This is a genomic window from Kitasatospora purpeofusca (genome assembly GCF_042691725.1).
Taxonomy (GTDB): Bacteria; Actinomycetota; Actinomycetes; order Streptomycetales; family Streptomycetaceae; genus Kitasatospora; species Kitasatospora purpeofusca_B.
The window spans coordinates 7,128,676-7,145,917 of sequence record NZ_CP170483.1; the positions used below are offsets into that span (position 1 = coordinate 7,128,676).

General features: G+C 74.3%; 18 protein-coding genes. 10 read left to right on the forward strand and 8 right to left on the reverse strand.

Translation table 11 applies throughout. The features are described from left to right. Positions 1 to 8: 8 nt before the first annotated feature. Positions 9 to 785 (reverse strand): MerR family transcriptional regulator, encoded by a 777-nt coding sequence (locus ACFCLZ_RS30740; RefSeq protein WP_380281146.1) that lies wholly within the window; start codon positions 783 to 785, stop codon positions 9 to 11. 180 nt (positions 786 to 965) lie between these two features. Here ACFCLZ_RS30740 and ACFCLZ_RS30745 point away from each other — a divergent pair, with 180 nt between their 5' ends. The 3 genes from ACFCLZ_RS30745 to ACFCLZ_RS30755 are packed head-to-tail and all read left to right on the forward strand — an operon-like array spanning position 966 to position 4,545. Continuing rightward, the gene (locus tag ACFCLZ_RS30745) at positions 966 to 2,633 is read left to right on the forward strand and encodes a flavin-containing monooxygenase (protein ID WP_380281147.1); all 1,668 of its coding nucleotides are present in this window, start codon (positions 966 to 968) and stop codon (positions 2,631 to 2,633) included. Further along, a complete protein-coding gene (locus tag ACFCLZ_RS30750) occupies positions 2,630 to 3,655 on the forward strand; it encodes an alpha/beta fold hydrolase (protein ID WP_380281148.1) in 1,026 nt (341 codons plus the stop codon). Before ACFCLZ_RS30745 ends, ACFCLZ_RS30750 begins: the two co-directional genes overlap by 4 nt. Beyond that, complete coding sequence (locus ACFCLZ_RS30755) at positions 3,652 to 4,545, forward strand: SDR family oxidoreductase (protein ID WP_380281149.1); 894 nt, start codon at positions 3,652 to 3,654, stop codon at positions 4,543 to 4,545. The genes ACFCLZ_RS30750 and ACFCLZ_RS30755 overlap by 4 nt, the downstream gene beginning before the upstream one ends. A 100-nt stretch (positions 4,546 to 4,645) precedes the next feature. On the opposite strand, the gene ACFCLZ_RS30760 is transcribed toward ACFCLZ_RS30755, so the two are convergent. From ACFCLZ_RS30760 to ACFCLZ_RS30775, 4 genes are all read right to left on the reverse strand, one after another. After that, entirely contained in the window at positions 4,646 to 5,740 is a 1,095-nt protein-coding gene (locus tag ACFCLZ_RS30760; RefSeq protein WP_380281150.1) for a serine hydrolase domain-containing protein, read from the reverse strand. After that, entirely contained in the window at positions 5,741 to 6,718 is a 978-nt protein-coding gene (locus ACFCLZ_RS30765) for a DUF6895 family protein (RefSeq protein ID WP_380281151.1), read from the reverse strand. Then, complete coding sequence (locus ACFCLZ_RS30770; protein WP_380281152.1) at positions 6,715 to 7,623, reverse strand: hypothetical protein; 909 nt, start codon at positions 7,621 to 7,623, stop codon at positions 6,715 to 6,717. Before ACFCLZ_RS30770 ends, ACFCLZ_RS30765 begins: the two co-directional genes overlap by 4 nt. 129 nt (positions 7,624 to 7,752) lie before the next feature. After that, positions 7,753 to 7,953: a hypothetical protein gene (locus ACFCLZ_RS30775; protein WP_376085565.1), complete on the reverse strand. Its 201-nt coding sequence runs from the start codon at positions 7,951 to 7,953 to the stop codon at positions 7,753 to 7,755. A gap of 188 nt (positions 7,954 to 8,141) precedes the next feature. Between ACFCLZ_RS30775 and ACFCLZ_RS30780 the strand changes: the two genes are divergently transcribed. Further along, on the forward strand, positions 8,142 to 8,915 hold the full coding sequence (locus ACFCLZ_RS30780) for an SDR family NAD(P)-dependent oxidoreductase (protein ID WP_380281153.1): 774 nt from the start codon (positions 8,142 to 8,144) through the stop codon (positions 8,913 to 8,915). A gap of 264 nt (positions 8,916 to 9,179) precedes the next feature. Further along, positions 9,180 to 10,994, forward strand: a complete 1,815-nt coding sequence (locus ACFCLZ_RS30785; RefSeq protein ID WP_380281154.1) for an ABC transporter ATP-binding protein — start codon at positions 9,180 to 9,182, stop codon at positions 10,992 to 10,994. A gap of 74 nt (positions 10,995 to 11,068) precedes the next feature. Here ACFCLZ_RS30785 and ACFCLZ_RS30790 read toward each other — a convergent pair whose 3' ends face one another. Then, a complete protein-coding gene (locus ACFCLZ_RS30790; protein WP_380281155.1) occupies positions 11,069 to 11,737 on the reverse strand; it encodes a lysophospholipid acyltransferase family protein in 669 nt (222 codons plus the stop codon). 214 nt (positions 11,738 to 11,951) lie between these two features. Between ACFCLZ_RS30790 and ACFCLZ_RS30795 the strand changes: the two genes are divergently transcribed. Beyond that, entirely contained in the window at positions 11,952 to 12,164 is a 213-nt protein-coding gene (locus ACFCLZ_RS30795; protein WP_380281156.1) for an EF-hand domain-containing protein, read from the forward strand. A 133-nt stretch (positions 12,165 to 12,297) separates the two neighbouring features. Here the strand turns inward: ACFCLZ_RS30795 and ACFCLZ_RS30800 are convergent, their stop codons facing one another. After that, on the reverse strand, positions 12,298 to 14,508 hold the full coding sequence (locus ACFCLZ_RS30800; protein ID WP_380281157.1) for a CDP-glycerol glycerophosphotransferase family protein: 2,211 nt from the start codon (positions 14,506 to 14,508) through the stop codon (positions 12,298 to 12,300). Between the two features lie 65 nt (positions 14,509 to 14,573). On the opposite strand from ACFCLZ_RS30800, the gene ACFCLZ_RS30805 reads away from it, so the two are divergent. The 3 genes from ACFCLZ_RS30805 (at position 14,574) to ACFCLZ_RS30815 (ending at position 16,193) form a co-directional block, all read left to right on the forward strand. Continuing rightward, a complete protein-coding gene (locus tag ACFCLZ_RS30805; protein WP_380281158.1) occupies positions 14,574 to 14,699 on the forward strand; it encodes a hypothetical protein in 126 nt (41 codons plus the stop codon). Between the two features lie 453 nt (positions 14,700 to 15,152). Further along, positions 15,153 to 15,428, forward strand: coding sequence for a hypothetical protein (locus ACFCLZ_RS30810; protein ID WP_350542760.1), 276 nt, complete (start codon positions 15,153 to 15,155; stop codon positions 15,426 to 15,428). A 309-nt stretch (positions 15,429 to 15,737) separates the two neighbouring features. After that, on the forward strand, positions 15,738 to 16,193 hold the full coding sequence (locus ACFCLZ_RS30815; RefSeq protein ID WP_380281159.1) for a secondary thiamine-phosphate synthase enzyme YjbQ: 456 nt from the start codon (positions 15,738 to 15,740) through the stop codon (positions 16,191 to 16,193). A 79-nt stretch (positions 16,194 to 16,272) separates the two neighbouring features. On the opposite strand, the gene ACFCLZ_RS30820 is transcribed toward ACFCLZ_RS30815, so the two are convergent. Then, entirely contained in the window at positions 16,273 to 16,905 is a 633-nt protein-coding gene (locus ACFCLZ_RS30820; RefSeq protein ID WP_380281160.1) for a DUF1990 family protein, read from the reverse strand. A 67-nt stretch (positions 16,906 to 16,972) separates the two neighbouring features. Here ACFCLZ_RS30820 and ACFCLZ_RS30825 point away from each other — a divergent pair, with 67 nt between their 5' ends. Beyond that, positions 16,973 to 17,236, forward strand: a complete 264-nt coding sequence (locus ACFCLZ_RS30825; protein ID WP_380281161.1) for a hypothetical protein — start codon at positions 16,973 to 16,975, stop codon at positions 17,234 to 17,236. The last annotated feature ends 6 nt before the right edge of the window (positions 17,237 to 17,242 follow it).

Consider the following 17,242-nt stretch of genomic DNA (forward strand, 5'->3'; position numbering starts at 1 on the left):
GTCAGTCGTCAGTCGTCCTCTCGCTGCTCCATGCGCTGGCGGAGCAGTTCGTCGTACTCGGTGTGCACCCGGCGGTCCATCGCCAGCGCGAACTGGGCGTCGGTGACGGTCCGGGCGAGGGGGCGGATGCGCAGGACCTGCTCGGTCAGCCGGGCGGCCTCGCCGGGCGGCAGCGGGGTGTCGGCGGTCAGTGCGCCGAGCAGGTGCTCGCGCACCACGGAGGTGAAGATCTCGGCGATCGCCGTCACGTGCTCCTGGGTCTGCCGACTGGCCTCCAGCACCGCCGAGAGCGGCACGCCCTCCGCGACGAGCGCGGTGGTGGCGTCCATCAACCGCCGGCTGACGTGGGTGATCCCGTCCTCCTCGACCGTGATGAAGCCCTGGTCGATGGACTCGGCGGTGTTCTCCTCGGTGAGCTGGTCGCCGAGGGTCGCCTTCAGCTCGTCCCAGTCGAGGTGGACCGGCGTCTCGTCGGACCACGGCGCGACGATCGCCGCCTCCAGGCCGATCAGCTCGGCGACGTCCCGCCCGCTCTCGCCGGCGCCGATCAGCTCGGCGATGCCGCCCAAGGTGTGTCCGCGGTCCAGGAGTTCGGCGATCATCCGCAGCCGGGCGAGGTGGGCCTCGCCGTACCAGGCGATCCGCCCCTCCTTGCGGGGCGGCTGGAGCAGCTTCCGCTCGCGGTAGAAACGCAGGGTGCGGGTGGTGATCCCGGCCGCTTTGGCCAGTTCCTCCACCCGGAACTCGTGTTGTCTGTCCTGGGCAGCAGCCTCGACCTTGTCCACGGCGCTCAGCATAGGACCGGCGATCGCCCGATCGGGTCGGTCGGGCTTCTTCCGTCAACTGTCAACAAGGGCTACCCTGCCAACCGTGCCAGTGGTTGCTGGCACGGTTGGCGTGACCCGCGCCCCGCCCGGCAACGGCGATGCGCGCCCCACCGCCCCCACCCTCCAGGAGGACGCCGCATGGCATCCAGCAGCAAGCGCCCCCGCCCCCGCGCGTCCGACGCCGACGCGACCGTCCCCGACCAGGCCGCCACCGCCGACGATCAGCCCACCGACGACCGGCCCGCCGCGGAGCAGCCGGTCGACGAGCAGCCGGCCGACGCGCGGCAGCCCGTCCCGCACGTCCGGGTCGCCGTCATCGGCTCCGGCTTCGGCGGCCTCGGCGCGGGCGTCCGGCTGCGCCGCGCCGGCATCACGGACTTCGTCATCCTGGAGCGCGCCGACTCGGTCGGCGGCACCTGGCGCGACAACAGCTACCCGGGCTGCGCCTGCGACGTCCCCTCGCACCTCTACTCCTTCTCCTTCGCCCCCAACCCCGACTGGCCGCGCAGCTTCTCCGGCCAGCCGGACATCCGCGCCTACCTGGAGAAGGTCACCGACGTCTTCGGCCTCCGCCCCCACCTGCGGCTCAACACCGAGGTGGTCGAGGCCCGTTGGGACGTCGAGCGGACCCGCTGGAGCATTGCGACCACGGCCGGCCGCTGGACCGCCGACGCCATCGTGGCCGCCGCCGGACCGCTCGCCGACCCGCAGATCCCCGACCTGCCCGGCCTGGACTCCTTCCCCGGTAGGGTGTTCCACTCCTCCCGCTGGGACCACGACTTCGAACTCGCCAAAAAGCGCGTCGCGATGGTCGGCACCGGGGCCTCCGCCGCCCAGATCATCCCGGCGATCCAGCCGGAGGTGGGGAAGCTGACGGTCTTCCAGCGCACCCCGGCCTGGGTCCTGCCGCGCCGCGACCGGACGATCACCGAGCTGGAGAAGTGGCTGCACGGCCGGTTCCCGCTCACCGCCAAGGTCCGCCGGGGCGCCCTGTTCGCGCTGCGCGAGATCCAGATGGACGCCTTCGTCCGGCGGCCCGGCCTGCTCAAGGTGGTCCAGCGGCTCGCCGAACGGCACATCGCGGACGGCGTCGCCGACCCGGCCCTGCGCGCCCGGCTCACCCCCGACTACCGGATCGGCTGCAAGCGCATCCTGCTCAGCAACACCTACTACCCGGCGCTCGCCGCCGCCAACACCGAGGTGGTGCCGGGCGGCCTGCGCGAGGTGCGGGGCTCGACCCTGGTCGCGGCCGACGGCAGCGAGCACGAGGTGGACGCGATCGTCTTCGGCACCGGCTTCCACGTCACCGACATGCCCATGGGCTCCAAGGTGTTCGGGGTCAACGGCACCAGCTTCGCCGAGGAGTGGAAGGAGGGGATGGAGGCACTGCGCGGCTCCACCGTGCACGGATTCCCGAACTTCTTCTTCGTCATCGGCCCCAACACCGGGCTCGGCAACAGCTCGATGATCCTGATGATCGAGTCCCAGCTCAACTACATGATCGACGCGTTGACCACGCTCGACGGGATCGGTGCGACCGCCATGCAGCCCACCGCCCGGGCGCAGCGCCGCTGGAACCTCGAACTCCAGCACCGGATGGACCGCACCGTCTGGACCACCGGCGGCTGCCGCAGCTGGTACCTGGACAAGAGCGGCAAGAACACCGTGCTCTGGCCGGGATCGACCACCTCGTTCCGCCGTGCCACCCGCAAGGTCGACCTCACCGAATACGAACTGATCCTGCGTCGGAAAGACCGCCCGGGCCCGTCCGCGACCACCACCGAGGCCGGGGAGGTCCTGGTATGAGCCGCCTTCCAGTCCCCGCCGACTGCGTCCAGCCCGTTCCCGCCGAGGAGTTGGCCGTGATCTCGGCCGACGGGACCAGGCTGCACGTCGAGGTCCACGGGCAGCCCGGCGCCCCGACGGTGGTCCTCGCGCACGGCTGGACCTGCTCGACCCACTTCTGGGCGCCGGTGATCCACCGGCTCGCCGACCGGTACCGGGTGGTGGCCTACGACCAGCGCGGCCACGGCCGCAGCGAGGTCCCGCCGAGCCGCGTGCGCTACTCCACCCGGGCGCTGGCCGAGGACCTCGCGGCGGTGCTCACCGGGGTCGTCCCGCAGGGCGGGCGGGCCGTGCTGGTGGGCCACAGCATGGGCGGCATGACCGTCATGGCGGGCGCCGCCCGGCCCGAGGTCGCCGAGCGCACGGCGGCCGCCGTCCTGGTCTCCACCGGGCCGTCCGACCTGGTCGAGGAGTTGCGCGTGGTCCCGGGGGCGGTGCGATCCCCGGGGGTGCGGCGCTTCCTGCACCGGCGGATCCTGCGCTCCCGGCTGCCGCTCGGTCCGGTCGGTCCGGCCACCCGGGCCGGGCTCGGGCACGCGATCATGGGGTCGAGCGCACCCGCCGCCCGGATCGAGGTGGCGGTCCGGATGGTGCACGCCTGCCCGGCCGGCGTCCGGGCCAACTGGGCCCGGGTACTGGAGCGGTTGGACGTCCGCGCCGGGCTGGCCCGGCTCGCCGCGCCGACGTCCGTCGTGGTCGGCGCCGAGGACCGGCTCACCCCGCCGGTGCACGCGCACCGGATGGTCGCGGCGCTGGCCGACCCGCAGGGGCTGCTCCTGCTGCCCGGGGTCGGCCACATGGCGCCGATCGAGCGGCCGGCCGAGATCGCCGCCGAGATCGACCGGATGGCGACCGCCCACCTGCCGGGCACCCGCACCGCCGGGGGCGGGAGCGCCGCGGACGGCGCGACTGCCACCGCCGGCCCCGAGGTCGACACCGGTTCCGAGACCACCACCGACCCCGAGAGGACCGCCGTCGCATGACCGCCACCCCGCCGCTCTTTGCCCAGGTCGCCGTCGTCACCGGAGCCGCACGCGGCGTCGGCGCCTCGCTGGCCCGCGCCCTCGCCCGCCGCGGCGCCAAGGTCGCGCTGGTCGGCCTGGAGCCGGAGGAGCTCAAGGCCGTCGCCGCGCAGTGCGGCCCGGACGCCACCGCCTGGGAGGCCGACGTCACCGACGCCGAGGCGCTCACCGTGCTCGCCGGGCGGATCAAGGAGCACTACGGCCGGATCGACACCGTCGTCGCCAACGCGGGAATCGCGATCGGCGGCCCGCTGCTGCAGAACGACCACCGGGCGTTCAGTCGGGTGATCGAGGTCAACCTGCTCGGCAGCGTGGCCACCGCCCGGGCCTTCCTCCCGGTGCTCGCCGAGAGCCGCGGCTACCTGCTGCAGATCGCCTCGCTGGCCGCGCTCACCCCGGCGCCGCTGATGAGCGCGTACTGCGCGAGCAAGTCCGGGGTGGAGGCCTTCGCCCACGCGATCCGCGCCGAGGTCGCTCACGAGGGCGTCAAGGTCGGTGTCGGCTACCTGAGTTGGACCGACACCGACATGGTGCGCGGGGCCGACGAGGATGCCGTGCTCAAGCAGATGCGCTCGCGGCTGCCGTGGCCGGCGAACAAGACGTACCCGCTGGAGCCGGCGGTGGAGCGCCTGGTCGCCGGCATCGCGCGGCGCTCCGCCCACGTCTACGCCCAGGCCTGGCTGCGCGGCATGCAGCCGGTCCGCTGGGCCCTGCCGTCGCTGATCGCGCTGGTCGGCTCCCGCGACGTGGCCCGCCTCGCGCCCCAGCTCGCCGCCACGGCCGCCACCCGTCTGCGCGCGGTCGGAGCCGGCGGAGCGGCCGACACCGCGGCCCGCTCCGAGCGGCGCTGACGGCTGACAACTGACAACTGACAGCTGACAGATATCAGATGACAGCTGACAGATTTCAATATCTGTCAGCTGTCAGCTGTCATCTGTCAGCCGCCCCGCCTCACTCCCCGCCCACCCCCCGGGCGAACCGTTTGAAGACGTCGTAGGCCGCCTGCGCGAAGTTGTCCCGCCGGCTCGGGCCGGCGTTGCAGAGGGCGGCGACGGCGGTGGCGGTCTGCGGGCAGAACGCGATGAGCGTGGTGCAGCCGCGGGTGCCGCCGGAGTGGAACAGGAGTTCGCGGCCGTCCCGGGTGCGCCGGTGGTTCCAGACCAGGCAGAGCTGGTCACCCGATCGCGGCAGCCTCAGCCGTGGCCGCTGCACCTCCCGCAGGGCCTCCCCGAGGGCGTCCCCGTAGGCCGACCCGCCCTCGCCCGGCAGCAGATGCGCACACAGGTACCGGAGCAGGTCGGCGCCGCTGGCCCGGACGGCGCCCGCGCCCGGGAGGCCGGGGATGCGCCACGGCGGCAGCGCACGCCCGTGCCGGTGGCCGGTCGCGCGGTGCGGCGAGTCGGGCGAGCAGGTGGTGGCGCGCATCCCGAGCGGGCGGCAGATCCGGTCGGCGAGCAGTTCCGCGTAGCCGGCGCCGCGGCCCGCCTCGGTGAGCAGCCGCCCGAGCAGTCCGACCCCGAAGTTGGAGTACCCGAACCGTTCGCCGGGCCGGTGCCGCACGGTGGTCCGGGCAAGGCCCGCCCGCAGTCGCCGTTCGCCGTACGCGGCGTACGGGTTGCTGCTCCAGGTCGCGACGGCGCTGGTCAGCAGTCCCGGCGGCAGCCTCGGGAGGCCGGACGTGTGGGTGGCCAGGTGGAGCAGCCGGATCGGCCCGCCGTGCCGGACGTCGGCGGGCCGCCAGCCGGCCGGGAGGTGCCGCTCCACCGGGTCGTCGAGGGCGAGTTCGCCCTGTGCGGCCAGGTCGGCGAGCAGTAGGGCGGTGAACGTCTTGGTGATGGAGCCGAGTTCGAAGACGGTGTCGGGAGTGCAGGGCTCGCCGCCGGCGTGGTCCACCCGCCCGGAGCACCGTACCGCCTGGCGCCTGCCCTGGGCCACGGCGAGCGTCACGGCGCTCGCGCCCGGCCCGGCAGCGCGGACCAGCTCCGCCAACTCCCTGTCGCCCCAGGCTCCGTAGGTGTCCGGTACGGCTCCTTCGAGGGAGGCCACCTAGTTCTCCGGCGGCGCCCCGGCCGCCACCGTCGGCGCGCCTGCGGGCACCCCGGTCGTGCCGCCGAGGGCTCGGGCCAGCGTGGTGGTGGCGGCGACCACGGCGACCACGGCGGTGTGTCCGTGGTCGGTGAGCAACTGGGCGGGATCCCCCTGCGTCGCCGTGTTGGCGTCCTTGGGCAGGAGCCCGTCGGGCTGCTGGGCGGACGCCAGCGCGGCCCAGCCCGTCGCGCCGTGGTCGAGCTCGCCGATGCAGGCGGCGACGATGAGGAGTTCGCCCACGAGGTCCCAGTGGCCGACCTCCTGCCACACGTCGAGCCAGGCCGGCAGCCAGTCGCGCAGGTAGTCGCGGATGTGCGGGGGCAGGCATTCGGGGCGGGCGCCCCAGTCGGTGAGGTGGAAGACGGAGTGCGTGACGTAGTAGGCGGTGAGCCAGTCGATGATCCAGGGCTCGGGTGTGGCGCCGAGCCAGGTGGCGGCGGCCAGCTCGTCCCAGTCCTCCAGCTGGTCCAGGCCGATCACGCGCCGGGCGTTGGCGGAGGCCAGGCGGCGGCTGGGGAGCTGTTCGGCCGCCCGGACGGAGTGCAGCCGGTTCAGCGTCGCCAACTGCTCCTCCAGGGCCCGGTGGCGGAAGCCGGCCCGCGCGAAGTGGACGTAGACCTCCAGCGGGTCGGTCATCAGCGGGTAGCGCAGCTGCCGGTCGTACAGCAGGTCCCCCTCGCGCAGTTCGGCCCAGGCGAGGTCGATGACCTGGCGGGCGATCCGCGTGTCGTCGGCGCCGGCGACCCCCTCGCGCAGCAGCAGGCCGGTGGCCAGGGCGACTTCGCCGAGCGGTTTGTAGATCTCGTTGGGATTGGCGAGGTCGGTGGTGACGTCCTCCTGGAAGCCGCCGAGGCCGCCTTCGTAGAAGGAGTGCAGCCAGCGCAGCGATTTGGAGCCGACCTGCTGGGCGAGGCCGATGATCTGACTGTCCGTCATGCTGCCGCTCCGTCCGGGGAGTCGCCGGCCTGTCCGCGCGCCGGCCGGTCCGTGGGCCGCGTGGGCTGTGCGGGCCGCGCGGGCTGCGGGGGCGTTCCGGCGGCCGTCGTGCCGGCGCCCGACAGCAGGTCGGTGATGGCGAGTTCGAGCCACATGCGGGCGCTGCCGTCGCCGACCGCGCGGATCCGGTCCAGTACGGGGCCGAGTTCCAGGTGCGCCGCTCCGCCGTCCGCCTCGTTCCAGGCCAGCCAGCGCGCGAGCCGGGCGGCGGTGCGGTAGTCGCGGCGGAGCATGGAGCGCGTGGCGCCGCGCGCCAGCGTCAGCGAGTGGCGGCGGGCCAGCTCGTGCACGGGGCCGTCGAGCCGGGGGAGGGCGAGGGCGGAGAGCCGGGCCATGGCCACGGACCACTGCGGCCAGTCGCCCGCCGCCGGCTCCGGGGGGCGGACCGGCTCGGGGCCCGGTGCCGGGAGGGGGCGGCCCGCCAGTTCGACGAGTTGTGCGGTGGCCCGGTCCCGCCAGGCGTTGGCGAGCGCGGCGCCCGTCGGAGCCGGGCGTGCCGCGGTGCCGCCGGGTGCGGGGGGCGCCTCGCTCATCGGGAAGGTGTCGAGGGCCTCGGCCGCGGTGTCGGCGGTGGGGCCGTCGAGCGGCTGGCCGGCGAGCAGCCAGGGGGCGAAGAGGTCGGGCCCCAGGACCCGCACCGCGGCCAGTTCGGCTCTGGACAGGGGGCCTTCGGCCGGGAGGGGGCCCTCGGGCGCCGCGTGGGCGGGTCGGGCGGTGCCCGGGGCGGAGCGGCGGGTGGGCGCGGCCGGGTCCCCGGCGCCCCGGAGGGCGTCGAGGACCCGGCCCGCCACCCGCTCGACGGCCGCCGCGTACTCGTCGCGGAGTGTGGTGTCGGCGAACGGCATGGAGTGGGATTCTCCTGTCTGGAGCGTGCTCAGGACCTTCGGGACCGGTCGGTGGCCCGGTCGGTCGAGGCCTCGGCCCGGCCGCGGGCCAGGTCGAGGCCTCGACCGGGCCGACCGGGATCCGGGGGTCTACCGGGTCTTCTCCTTGGGCTGCTTGTGCGGCGAGAGCAGGAGGAGCCCGAGGAGCAGGAGCAGGCCCGCGGCTTCGGGCTGGTACGTGGGCGCGTCGCTGACGGCCGCCTCGTCCTCCGTGATCAACGTACCGAGCGCGTCGATCTCGGCCTGTGTGGCGAGCGGTGCCCGAGTGGTACGGGTGGTCTGAGCAAGCATCTGAGTGCCTCCTCATCGGATCTCCACCGCCTGGTCCGGCGGTGCCCCCCTCGATCGACGATACGAGCACGAACCGACCGGCGCCACCCCTGTACGCTCCGTCACCGCGGTCACGGAGAGGCATCCCGTGGCGGCGCAGCGGCGCCACCGGGGTGTCGCGGGTACTCGGGAGTAGGTACGGTCGCTGCATGACCACTGCCTTGATCACCGGCGCGACCGCCGGCATCGGAGCCGCGTTCGCCCGTCGGCTCGCGCGGAGCGGCTACGGGCTCGTCCTGGTGGCCCGGGACACCGAGCGGCTGGAACGGTCCGCCGCGGAACTGCGGGGGAGGTTCGGCGTGGAGGTGGAGGTGCTCGGTGCCGACCTGGCCACCGACGGGGGCATCGCGGACGTCGAGGTCCGACTGTCGGACGGCGCCCGCCCGGTGGACCTGCTGGTGAACAACGCCGGCTTCGGCAACCGGGGCGCGTTCGCCACGGTGCCGCTGCAGGACGAGCTGGACATGCTGAAGGTGCACATCGAGGCGGTGCTGCGGCTGACCACGGCCGCCCTGCCGGGGATGCGCGAGCGCCGGCGCGGCGCCGTCGTCAACGTGGCCTCGGTGGCGGCGTTCCTGCCGCGCGGCACGTACGGGGCGAGCAAGGCCTGGGTGGTGAGCTTCACCCAGGGCGTGATGCGCGACCTCGGCGGCACGGGGGTGCGGCTGATGGCGCTCTGTCCGGGCTTCACCCGCACCGAGTTCCACCAGCGGGCCGGTATGGGCACCGACAACATCCCGGCCTGGGGCTGGCTGTCCGCGGAGCGGGTGGTCGACGAGGCGATGCGCGACCTGGCCCGGGGGCGTTCGGTCTCGGTGCCGAGCAAGCGCTACAAGCTGGCGGTGGCGATCGCCCGGGTGCTGCCGTCCGGGAGGCTCGGCGGCGTCTCCTCCAAGGCGGCCCGCACCTACCGCACCACCTGAGCCGCAGCCGCAGCCGTCGTCGAAGCCCCAGCCCCAGCCGCAGCCCCAGCCCCAGCCGCAGCCCCGGCCGCAGCCGTCGTCGAAGCCGACGGCGGGTCGGCGCGGTCCGGCGTCCGGACCGGCATCGCGGAGCGCATCTCACTATTAGCTTTGCTAACTATGAGCCTCTCTCGTTATGCTGGCGAGCGCCCGACCGCCCACCCGCCGTCGGCGCGCGCCCCCGGGCGCCGCGCCCGCCCGGCCGTCCGAGGGAGGCTGCCCGCCGTGCGCCCCGAAGGCATCCAGTGGACCCCGCCCGCCCGCGCCGAGGGCGACCCGCGCCCGCCGACCCAGTGGCGCCGAATCCTCGCGCTCTTCCGCCCCTACTCCGGCCGCCTCGCCGTCGTCGGCCTGCTGGTCGCCGCCTCCGCCGTGGTGTCGGTGACCACGCCGTTCCTGCTGCGCGCCGTCCTGGACACCGCGATCCCGCAGGGCCGCACCGGACTGCTGACCGCCCTGGTGCTGGGCATGGTCGCCGCCGCCGTGGTCAACAGCATCTTCAGCGTGCTGCAGACGCTGATCTCCACCACCGTCGGCCAGCGGGTCATGCACGACCTGCGCACCGCCGTCTACGGCCACCTCCAGCGGATGTCGCTGGCGTTCTTCACCCGCACCCGCACCGGCGAGGTGCAGTCCCGGATCGCCAACGACATCGGCGGCATGCAGTCCACGGTGACCTCCACCGCCACCTCCCTGGTCTCCAACTTCACCGCCGTGATCGCCTCGGTGGTCGCCATGGTGGCGCTGGACTGGCGGCTGACCGTCGTGTCGCTGCTGCTCCTGCCGGTGTTCGTCTGGATCAGCCGCCGGGTCGGCAACGAGCGCAAGAAGATCACCGGTGAGCGCCAGAAGCAGCTCGCCGCGATGAGCTCGGCGGTGCAGGAGTCGCTCTCGGTCAGCGGCATCCTGCTCGGCCGCACCATGGGCCGCGCCGACTCGCTCTCCCGCGAGTTCACCGGCCAGTCCGACCGGCTTGCCGAGCTGGAGGTGCGCGCCTCGATGGCCGGCCGCTGGCGGATGAACACCATCCAGATCGTGATGGCCGCGATGCCCGCGGTGATCTACTGGGCGGCCGGCATGACCGCGGCCGGCGGCGCCCCGATCGTCTCGGTGGGCACCCTGGTCGCCTTCGTCTCGCTCCAGCAGGGCCTGTTCCGCCCGACCGTCGGCCTGCTGGCCACCGGCGTCCAGGTGCAGACCTCGCTGGCGCTCTTCCAGCGGATCTTCGAGTACCTCGACCTGACCGTGGAGATCGACGAGCCCGAGCACCCCGTCACCCTGGACACCGTCCGCGGCGAGGTCCGCTTCGAGGGCGTCGACTTCCGCTACGACCCGGAGCAGGAGCGGCCCACCCTCGCCGGGGTGGACCTGCGGATCCCGGCCGGCGGCTCACTCGCGGTGGTCGGCGAGACCGGCTCCGGGAAGACCACGCTCAGCTACCTGGTGCCCCGGCTCTACGACGTCACCGGCGGCCGGGTCACCCTCGACGGGGTCGACGTGCGCGAGCTGTCCTTCGACACCCTCGCCCGCGCGGTGGGCGTGGTCTCCCAGGAGACCTACCTCTTCCACGCCTCGGTCGCCGACAACCTGCGCTTCGCCAAGCCGGACGCCACCGACGCGGAACTCGTCGCCGCCGCCCGGGCCGCCCGGATCCACGACACCGTCGCCGCCCTGCCGGACGGCTACGACACCGAGGTCGGCGAGCGCGGCTACCGCTTCTCGGGAGGGGAGAAGCAGCGCCTCGCGCTCGCCCGCACCATCCTGCGCAACCCGCCGGTGCTGATCCTCGACGAGGCCACCAGCGCGCTGGACAACAGCACCGAACGCGCCGTCCAGGAGGCCATCGACACCCTCGCGGCGGGCCGCACCACCATCACCATCGCGCACCGGCTCTCCACCGTGCGCGCCGCCGACCAGATCGCCGTCCTGGACCGCGGCGAGGTCGCCGAACTCGGCACCCACGAGGAGCTGCTGGCGGCGGACGGCCGCTACGCCGCGCTGCTGCGCCGGGAGGCCCCGGTCGCGGCCGTCGCCCGCTGAGCCGGGAGGGTCCGGCCGCCCTCGCCGCGCCTCGCCGGGCCTCGCCTCACCGGGCCGGGCCGCGCCGCGCCGGCTCAGGCAGCCTTGGGGACCTCGTTGTACGTCCCCACGACCTCCTGGCCGGAGAGCGTCTGGATTGCCGCCATCACCTCGTCGGTGACCTGGCGGCGGGCCTTGAGCGAGCGGGCCTGCCCGTGCAGCTCGTCGAAGTGCAGCGGCTCGCCGAAACGGACCGTCACCTTCTTCAGCCGCGGCAGCCGCTTGCCGACCGGCAGGATCCCCTCCGGTCCCTCCAGCGCCACCGGCACCACCGGGACGCCGGCGGTCAGGGCCAGCCAGGCCACACCGGTCTTGCCGCGGTAGAGCCGGCCGTCCAGCGAGCGGGTGCCCTCCGGGTAGATGCCGAAGGCCTTGCCGTCCTCCAGGATCTCCAGCGCCCGCTCCAGCGAGGCCTGCGCGGAGCGGTAGGTGCCGCGCTCGACCGGCACCGCGCCGATCCCCTGGAAGAAGCCGCGGGACAGCGCGCCCTTGAGCCCGGTGCCGGTGAAGTACTCGGCCTTGGCCAGGAAGTGCACCCGGCGCGGCGCGGTCAGCGGGATCACCACGCTGTCGATGAACGAGAGGTGATTGCTGGCCAGGATGACGCCGCCCTTGCGCGGCACGTTCTCGATGCCCTCGATGGTGGGCCGCCAGATCCCCCGGGCGAGCGGTTTCAGCACCAGCCTGGTGACGAGATCGAGCATGGTCCCTCCCTGGACGAGCACGCCCGAGAGGTGCCCGGGCCTGGGGTTACGACGAGTCGTTCGGTCGGCCCGGCCGGGCCGGGATCAGACCCGCAGACTACGACACCCACCCCGGAGGCCGTCCACTCCCGGCGGCCGTGGCGCTCACCACGGCCGGGTAGGGTACGGCCGTCGGAATTACACATCAGCAGCTGATCACCCCAGGGAGGGCCCGATGGCAGACGTCAACGACATCCGCGCGGCGTTCGACAAGTACGACGTGAACGGCGACGGCCGGATCACCGCCACCGAGTACGCGCTGGTCGCGCGCGAGCTCGGCGACCTCACCACCTCGATCGCCGTGGCCGAGGCCGTCATCAGGACGATGGACGCCAACCACGACGGCGAGCTGACCTTCGACGAGTTCCTGGCCGCGCGCCAGGGCTGATGCGCTCGCGGTCCGGACCGGGCCCCGGGGTGTTCCCCGGGGCCCGGTCGTCGCGTTCACACCGTTTCCCCGCCCGGCGGTGGGGCGCCCCCCGGTCGGCGCCGCGGTGCCCCTGGCCGGGGCCGCCGCGGGCTCAGGCGGTGGTCGGGAACACCCGGCGCACCACCCGCTCCGCCGCCCCGCCGTCGTCCCACGGGCAGAACCGCTTGCGGAACTCCGTCCGCGCCGCCGGCTCCGGGTCCCCGGCCAGCAGCGCCGCCGCCAGCCCCTGCGGATCCGTCGTCAGCGCGCCCGGCGGCTGCTCGAACAGGTCGAAGTAGACGCCCCGGTCCCGCTTGTACTCCTCCCAGTCCGGCGCGAAGACCACGATCGGCCGGTCCAGCACGGCGTAGTCGAACATCATCGACGAGTAGTCCGTGACCAGCACGTCCGCCGCCAGGTAGAGGTCCTCCACGGTCGGGTGCGCCGACACGTCCACGATCTGCGCGGCGCCCTCCTGCTCCGTCAGGTCGCCCGGGCCGCCGGTGTGGAAGTAGTGGGTGCGCACCAGCAGGGTGAACCCTGGCCCCAACTGCCGTGCCAGCTCCCGCACGTCCAGCAGCGGCACGTACCCGCCGCGCGCCTCCCGGTGGGTGGGCGCGTACAGCACCGCCGTGCGGCCGGGCGCCAGCCCGAACCGCTCGCGCATCGCTGCCGACTCGGCCGGCGTCGCGTTGGCCAGCCGGTCGTTGCGCGGGTAGCCGGTGTCCAGCATCTCGTAGCGGCCGGGGAAGGCGCGGGCGAAGTGCTCGCTGGTGTGCGGGTTGGAGGCGACCAGGAAGTCCCAGCGGTCGACGGCCTCCTGGAGCCGGTCGAAGTCCATCCCGTCGGCGGCCACCGGGTGGTCCCTGAGGTCCATGCCCATCGCCTTCAGCGGCGTGCCGTGCTGCGTCTGGACGTGCACCGTGCCGGGCCGCTTCACCATGGTGCGCGGGAAGTTGACGTTGTTCACGAAGTACTTGGCCGTGGCCATCGCCTTCAGGTAGGCCGGGGTGTTGACGATGACGTACGGCACGCCGTCCGGCAGCGTCGCGGCCTGCGTCCGGTTCTCCACCACCCAGACGCCGCGGATCGCGGGTGCCAGCTCCTTCGCCTTCTCGTAGATCGCGGCCGGACTGCACGCGTAACCGCGGTGCCAGTACGCGGCGTACACCGCCAGCCCGGGGTCGAGCGGCATCCGGCGGAAGGCGTTGTACGCGGTGAACCGGGCGCTGCTGCGCACCCCCTTCCTGAGGGCCGGCGCCACCGCCCTGGCCCCGCGCTTGAGCTCGCGCGGCAGCCGCCCCGTGCGGCGCAGCTCCGCGTACGCGCGCCGGGCGCCGCGCGCCGCGAGGCGGTACTGCACCCCGCGCACGCCCCCGGGGAAGCGGTAGCCCGCCGGGCGGTGCCGGGCGAAGTGCTCGGCGATCCGGCGGAAGAACTCGGGCCGCAGCCCGACCGGGACCAGCCCGGGGGTGTCGTAGACGGTCAGCGCCTGCTGCACGGTCCGCTCGAAGACCAGGGTGCGCAGCGCCTCCGGGACGGGCCGTCCGGGGCGGTCGGGCCGGTCCAGGAAGGCGAAGATCGCGTCGTACTGGGCGAAGGCGTCGGCGTGCTTGGCGGAGGCGGTGCTGGTGATCGCCCCGGCCCGGCCGCGCCGGTAGAAGTAGCAGGGGCGGTCGAGGTGGCGCAGCCGCCCGGCGGCGAGCAGCGCGGGGTAGGTGACGGAGATGTCCTCGTAGTAGCCGCGGCCGAACGAGACGCCGAGCCCGAGCAGGAACTCCCGGCGGAACACCTTGTTCCAGACCGACATCACGGTCCTGAACAGCGCGGGGTGCTCGGCCAGCGTGCAGCCCGCTTCGAGCGGGGAGCCGGCCAGCACGTGCCGCCAGGGGTTGGGTTCGGTGCCGCCGTCGGGGTAGACGTGGGTGAAGTCGGTCAGCAGCACGTCGACCGGCGGCTCGCCGCGGCCCTCGCGCTCAGCTTCGGCGGTGAGCTCGTCGAGCAGGGCGGCCACCGTGCCCTCGGGCACCCAGTCGTCGCTGTCGACGAACCAGACGTAGTCGCCCCGGGTCTCGGGGAGGGCGGCGGTGCGGGCGCCGCCGAGGCCCTGGTTCTCGGCGAGGTGGAGGACGCGCAGGCGCGGGTCGCGGGCCGCGTACTCGTCCAGGATCGCGCCGCAGCGGTCGGGGGAGCGGTCGTCGACCGCGATCACCTCGAAGCGGGACTCGCCGGCGGGCGCGTCCGTCAGGAGGGAGTCGAGGCAGCGCGGCAGGAAGCGCTCCACCCCGTGGACCGGGAGCACGATGCTGAGGAGGACTGGCACGCTGGCCGAGTCTACCGAGGCGGCGCAAGGGCGGAACCCGCAGGTCCGCAACGCCGGAACCGCCGGTGCCGGACCCCGTGCGGGGCGGCACCGGCAGCCTGGTGGCGGCCCGGCCGACCCTCTACGGCCGGCCGCCGGTCCGGGCACCGCCCGAACCTGGCCACCGCAGCGTCGAGGCGGCCTGGCAGTAGGCACGGGGGAGCCGGAATCTTCATCAGTCGAACACGGCGATGGGCGCCGCTCGCGCCCGCGTGGTCGTTACAGATACTGCTTGGAGCCGGCGCCCGCGTCAATCCCTCGCCTGTGTTCACTTCCTAAACGGATAGTCCTACCGATCCGGGGGTGGGGTCACGGTTCTCGGCGGCCGCCCGGCGGACACGGGACGTGAGGGGCCGGTGACATCGCGCGCCGGGCGCACACCTTCACCACGGGCGCCGGGTGCGCGCCCCGACGAACCCGCTGACGGGCGGCGGGTCGTGCACCATCATTGATGCCTAGTCGTGACCGGCCCGGTAGCCCCTGGTGCGGTGTCAGTTGACGCCGCACGGTACGGTGGCAGAACACCGGGACGGTTGCGCGAAGACCGTCTGTCGCGGATAGTCTTCGCCTCACGGCCCTGGCGCCTCGTAGGGGTGGGAAATCAGATGGAACACATGCAAGTGCGGACTCGGCCCCGCGTGCCGGCGATCCAGTGCGGTGTCGGCACGACCGGCCGCCGGATCGACCGGCACCTGGCTGTGCTCGGCGCGCCCGCACTCCCGGCGGTGGACACCGCCGAGGCGCTCGGGTTGATAAGGGAGCTGACGCCGCGCGGCGTCGGTGCCCCGACCGCGCCGCCGCGCCGCCACGCGCGGGTCAGGCTGCTGGCGCCGCTGCGCCGGCTGCGGCGCGGACTCTTCGGCGGGCGCGGCCGCGGCTGAGAGGCCGGTCGGCCTCCGGGCGCACCGCCGCCCTCCGCGCGCACCCGCACCGGCCCGACGGATCCACGGCGACCGTCGGGTCTTCGGCGTTCCCGGAACCGGGTCGTGTCCGGGCTGCCCCGGTGTCGTCTCCGCGCGCTCTCCGTACCGTCTCCGTGCCGTCCCGGTGCTGTCTCCGTGCCGTCCCGGTGCTGTCTCCGTGCCGCCGGGATTGGTCTGAACCTCTCAGCTTACGCCGACCCGCCCCACCGGCGCGGAGAGTCGGCGAGGCTGGTCGGACGGCCCCCGCCGGTGGGCGAGGATGACGCCATGGCGGACCACACCCACACCCCCCACGCCCCCCACTCACCGTCCTTCCGGACCGAGACCTTCGAGATCACCACCGGCAGCCGCGAGGTCGCGCTCGACATCACCGACCGCTGCGCCCGCTTCCTCGACGGGCACGCCGTCGGCCGGGACGGCCTGCTCAACGTCTTCGTCCCGCACGCGACGGCCGGGATCGCCGTCCTGGAGACCGGCTCCGGCAGCGACGACGACCTGCTCGCCGCCCTGCGCGACCTGCTGCCCGCCGACGAACGCTGGCGGCACCGGCACGGCAGCCCGGGCCACGGCCGCGACCATGTGGTCCCCGGCCTGGTCGCCCCGCACGCCACCCTGCCGGTGATCGACGGGCGGCTCGCGCTCGGCGTCTGGCAGTCGGTGGTCCTCGTCGACACCAACGGGGACAACCCCCGCCGGACGGTCCGGCTCTCCTTCCTGGGCTGACCGGCCCGCACCGCCCTACCTGGCACGCACTGCCCTGCCCTGCCCTGCCCTGCCCTGCCCGGCCCGCGCCGGGCAGGGCCTAGCCGGTCCCAGACCCGTGCCCGACGGCCTCGGCGGTGGCCTCCGCGGCGGCCCCGGTCGCGGCGGCCTCGACGACCGAGGCGAGGTACCGCTCGATCGCCAGGTACTGGCAGAGCGTGGAGACCGGGCGGCCGAGCCGGGCGTACCAGGAGGCGAGCCGCGCGAAGGCGCTCACCTCGAACCACACCTCGCCCGCCGCGTCCATGGACACCGTGAACGCCTCCTCGCCGCGTTCCGGGTGTCCCGGAAGCGTTCCGTAGGCGAAGCCGATCCGGTCCGGCTCGTCCACCGTCCACACCACCCGGCACGGGATCACCAGCCGGGGCCACCGGATGCCGGGCAGGGCGAGGCGCAGCAGCACGGTCGCCCCCTCCTCGACGGGCGCGTACGGGTACACGGCGAAGCCGGTGCCCAGCTGGCAGCCCCAGCCGAGGACGAACCGCCCGGCGCGCGCCAGCACCTGCGGGCCGTGCCCGAGGTGGACCCGCCGCCGCAGGTGCGTGTAGCCCTCCGGCAGCCGGGTGCCCCGGGTCGCGCCCACCTCGCGGTAGCTGGGCGCGGCGGCCCGGGCGGCCAGCAGCAGCCGCTCCGGGGCGGACGACGGTCGTGCGGTACCGGGCGAGTCGGGCATGCCGCCACCGTAGCGCCCGCCCCGGAGCGCCTTGCGCGGGGCCCGGCCGAGGAGTAGAGAGGGCCCCATGAGCGAAACAGCCGTGAACGACAGGGTCCTCACCGGCGCCCCGGGCACCGACGGCGCGGCGGCGGCCGACCAGGTCTGCGTCCTCGCCCCGGGCGACGGGGACGCCGTGGCGGCCCTGCTGCCCGACCCGGGCCTCACCGGCCCGCGAGCGGACTGTGTGCTGTGCGGCGAGCCGACCGAACTGCCCGCCGACCACCCGGGCAGCACCCTCTGCCCCGTCTGCACGTGGCAGCAGGCCCAGCGGATCGCCTGCTCCGGCTGACCGGAA

Excerpts from the sequence above, each read along its gene's own strand:
- ACFCLZ_RS30750 (WP_380281148.1), top strand. The coding sequence starts at position 2,630 with ATGAGCCGCCTTCCAGTCCCCGCCGACTGCGTCCAGCCCGTTCCCGCC.
- ACFCLZ_RS30810 (WP_350542760.1), top strand. The coding sequence starts at position 15,153 with ATGGAACACATGCAAGTGCGGACTCGGCCCCGCGTGCCGGCGATCCAG.
- ACFCLZ_RS30780 (WP_380281153.1), top strand. The coding sequence starts at position 8,142 with ATGACCACTGCCTTGATCACCGGCGCGACCGCCGGCATCGGAGCCGCG.
- ACFCLZ_RS30745 (WP_380281147.1), top strand. The coding sequence starts at position 966 with ATGGCATCCAGCAGCAAGCGCCCCCGCCCCCGCGCGTCCGACGCCGAC.
- ACFCLZ_RS30820 (WP_380281160.1), bottom strand. The coding sequence starts at position 16,905 with ATGCCCGACTCGCCCGGTACCGCACGACCGTCGTCCGCCCCGGAGCGG.
- ACFCLZ_RS30815 (WP_380281159.1), top strand. The coding sequence starts at position 15,738 with ATGGCGGACCACACCCACACCCCCCACGCCCCCCACTCACCGTCCTTC.
- ACFCLZ_RS30775 (WP_376085565.1), bottom strand. The coding sequence starts at position 7,953 with ATGCTTGCTCAGACCACCCGTACCACTCGGGCACCGCTCGCCACACAG.
- ACFCLZ_RS30765 (WP_380281151.1), bottom strand. The coding sequence starts at position 6,718 with ATGACGGACAGTCAGATCATCGGCCTCGCCCAGCAGGTCGGCTCCAAA.
- ACFCLZ_RS30790 (WP_380281155.1), bottom strand. The coding sequence starts at position 11,737 with ATGCTCGATCTCGTCACCAGGCTGGTGCTGAAACCGCTCGCCCGGGGG.
- ACFCLZ_RS30795 (WP_380281156.1), top strand. The coding sequence starts at position 11,952 with ATGGCAGACGTCAACGACATCCGCGCGGCGTTCGACAAGTACGACGTG.
- ACFCLZ_RS30755 (WP_380281149.1), top strand. The coding sequence starts at position 3,652 with ATGACCGCCACCCCGCCGCTCTTTGCCCAGGTCGCCGTCGTCACCGGA.
- ACFCLZ_RS30825 (WP_380281161.1), top strand. The coding sequence starts at position 16,973 with ATGAGCGAAACAGCCGTGAACGACAGGGTCCTCACCGGCGCCCCGGGC.
- ACFCLZ_RS30770 (WP_380281152.1), bottom strand. The coding sequence starts at position 7,623 with ATGCCGTTCGCCGACACCACACTCCGCGACGAGTACGCGGCGGCCGTC.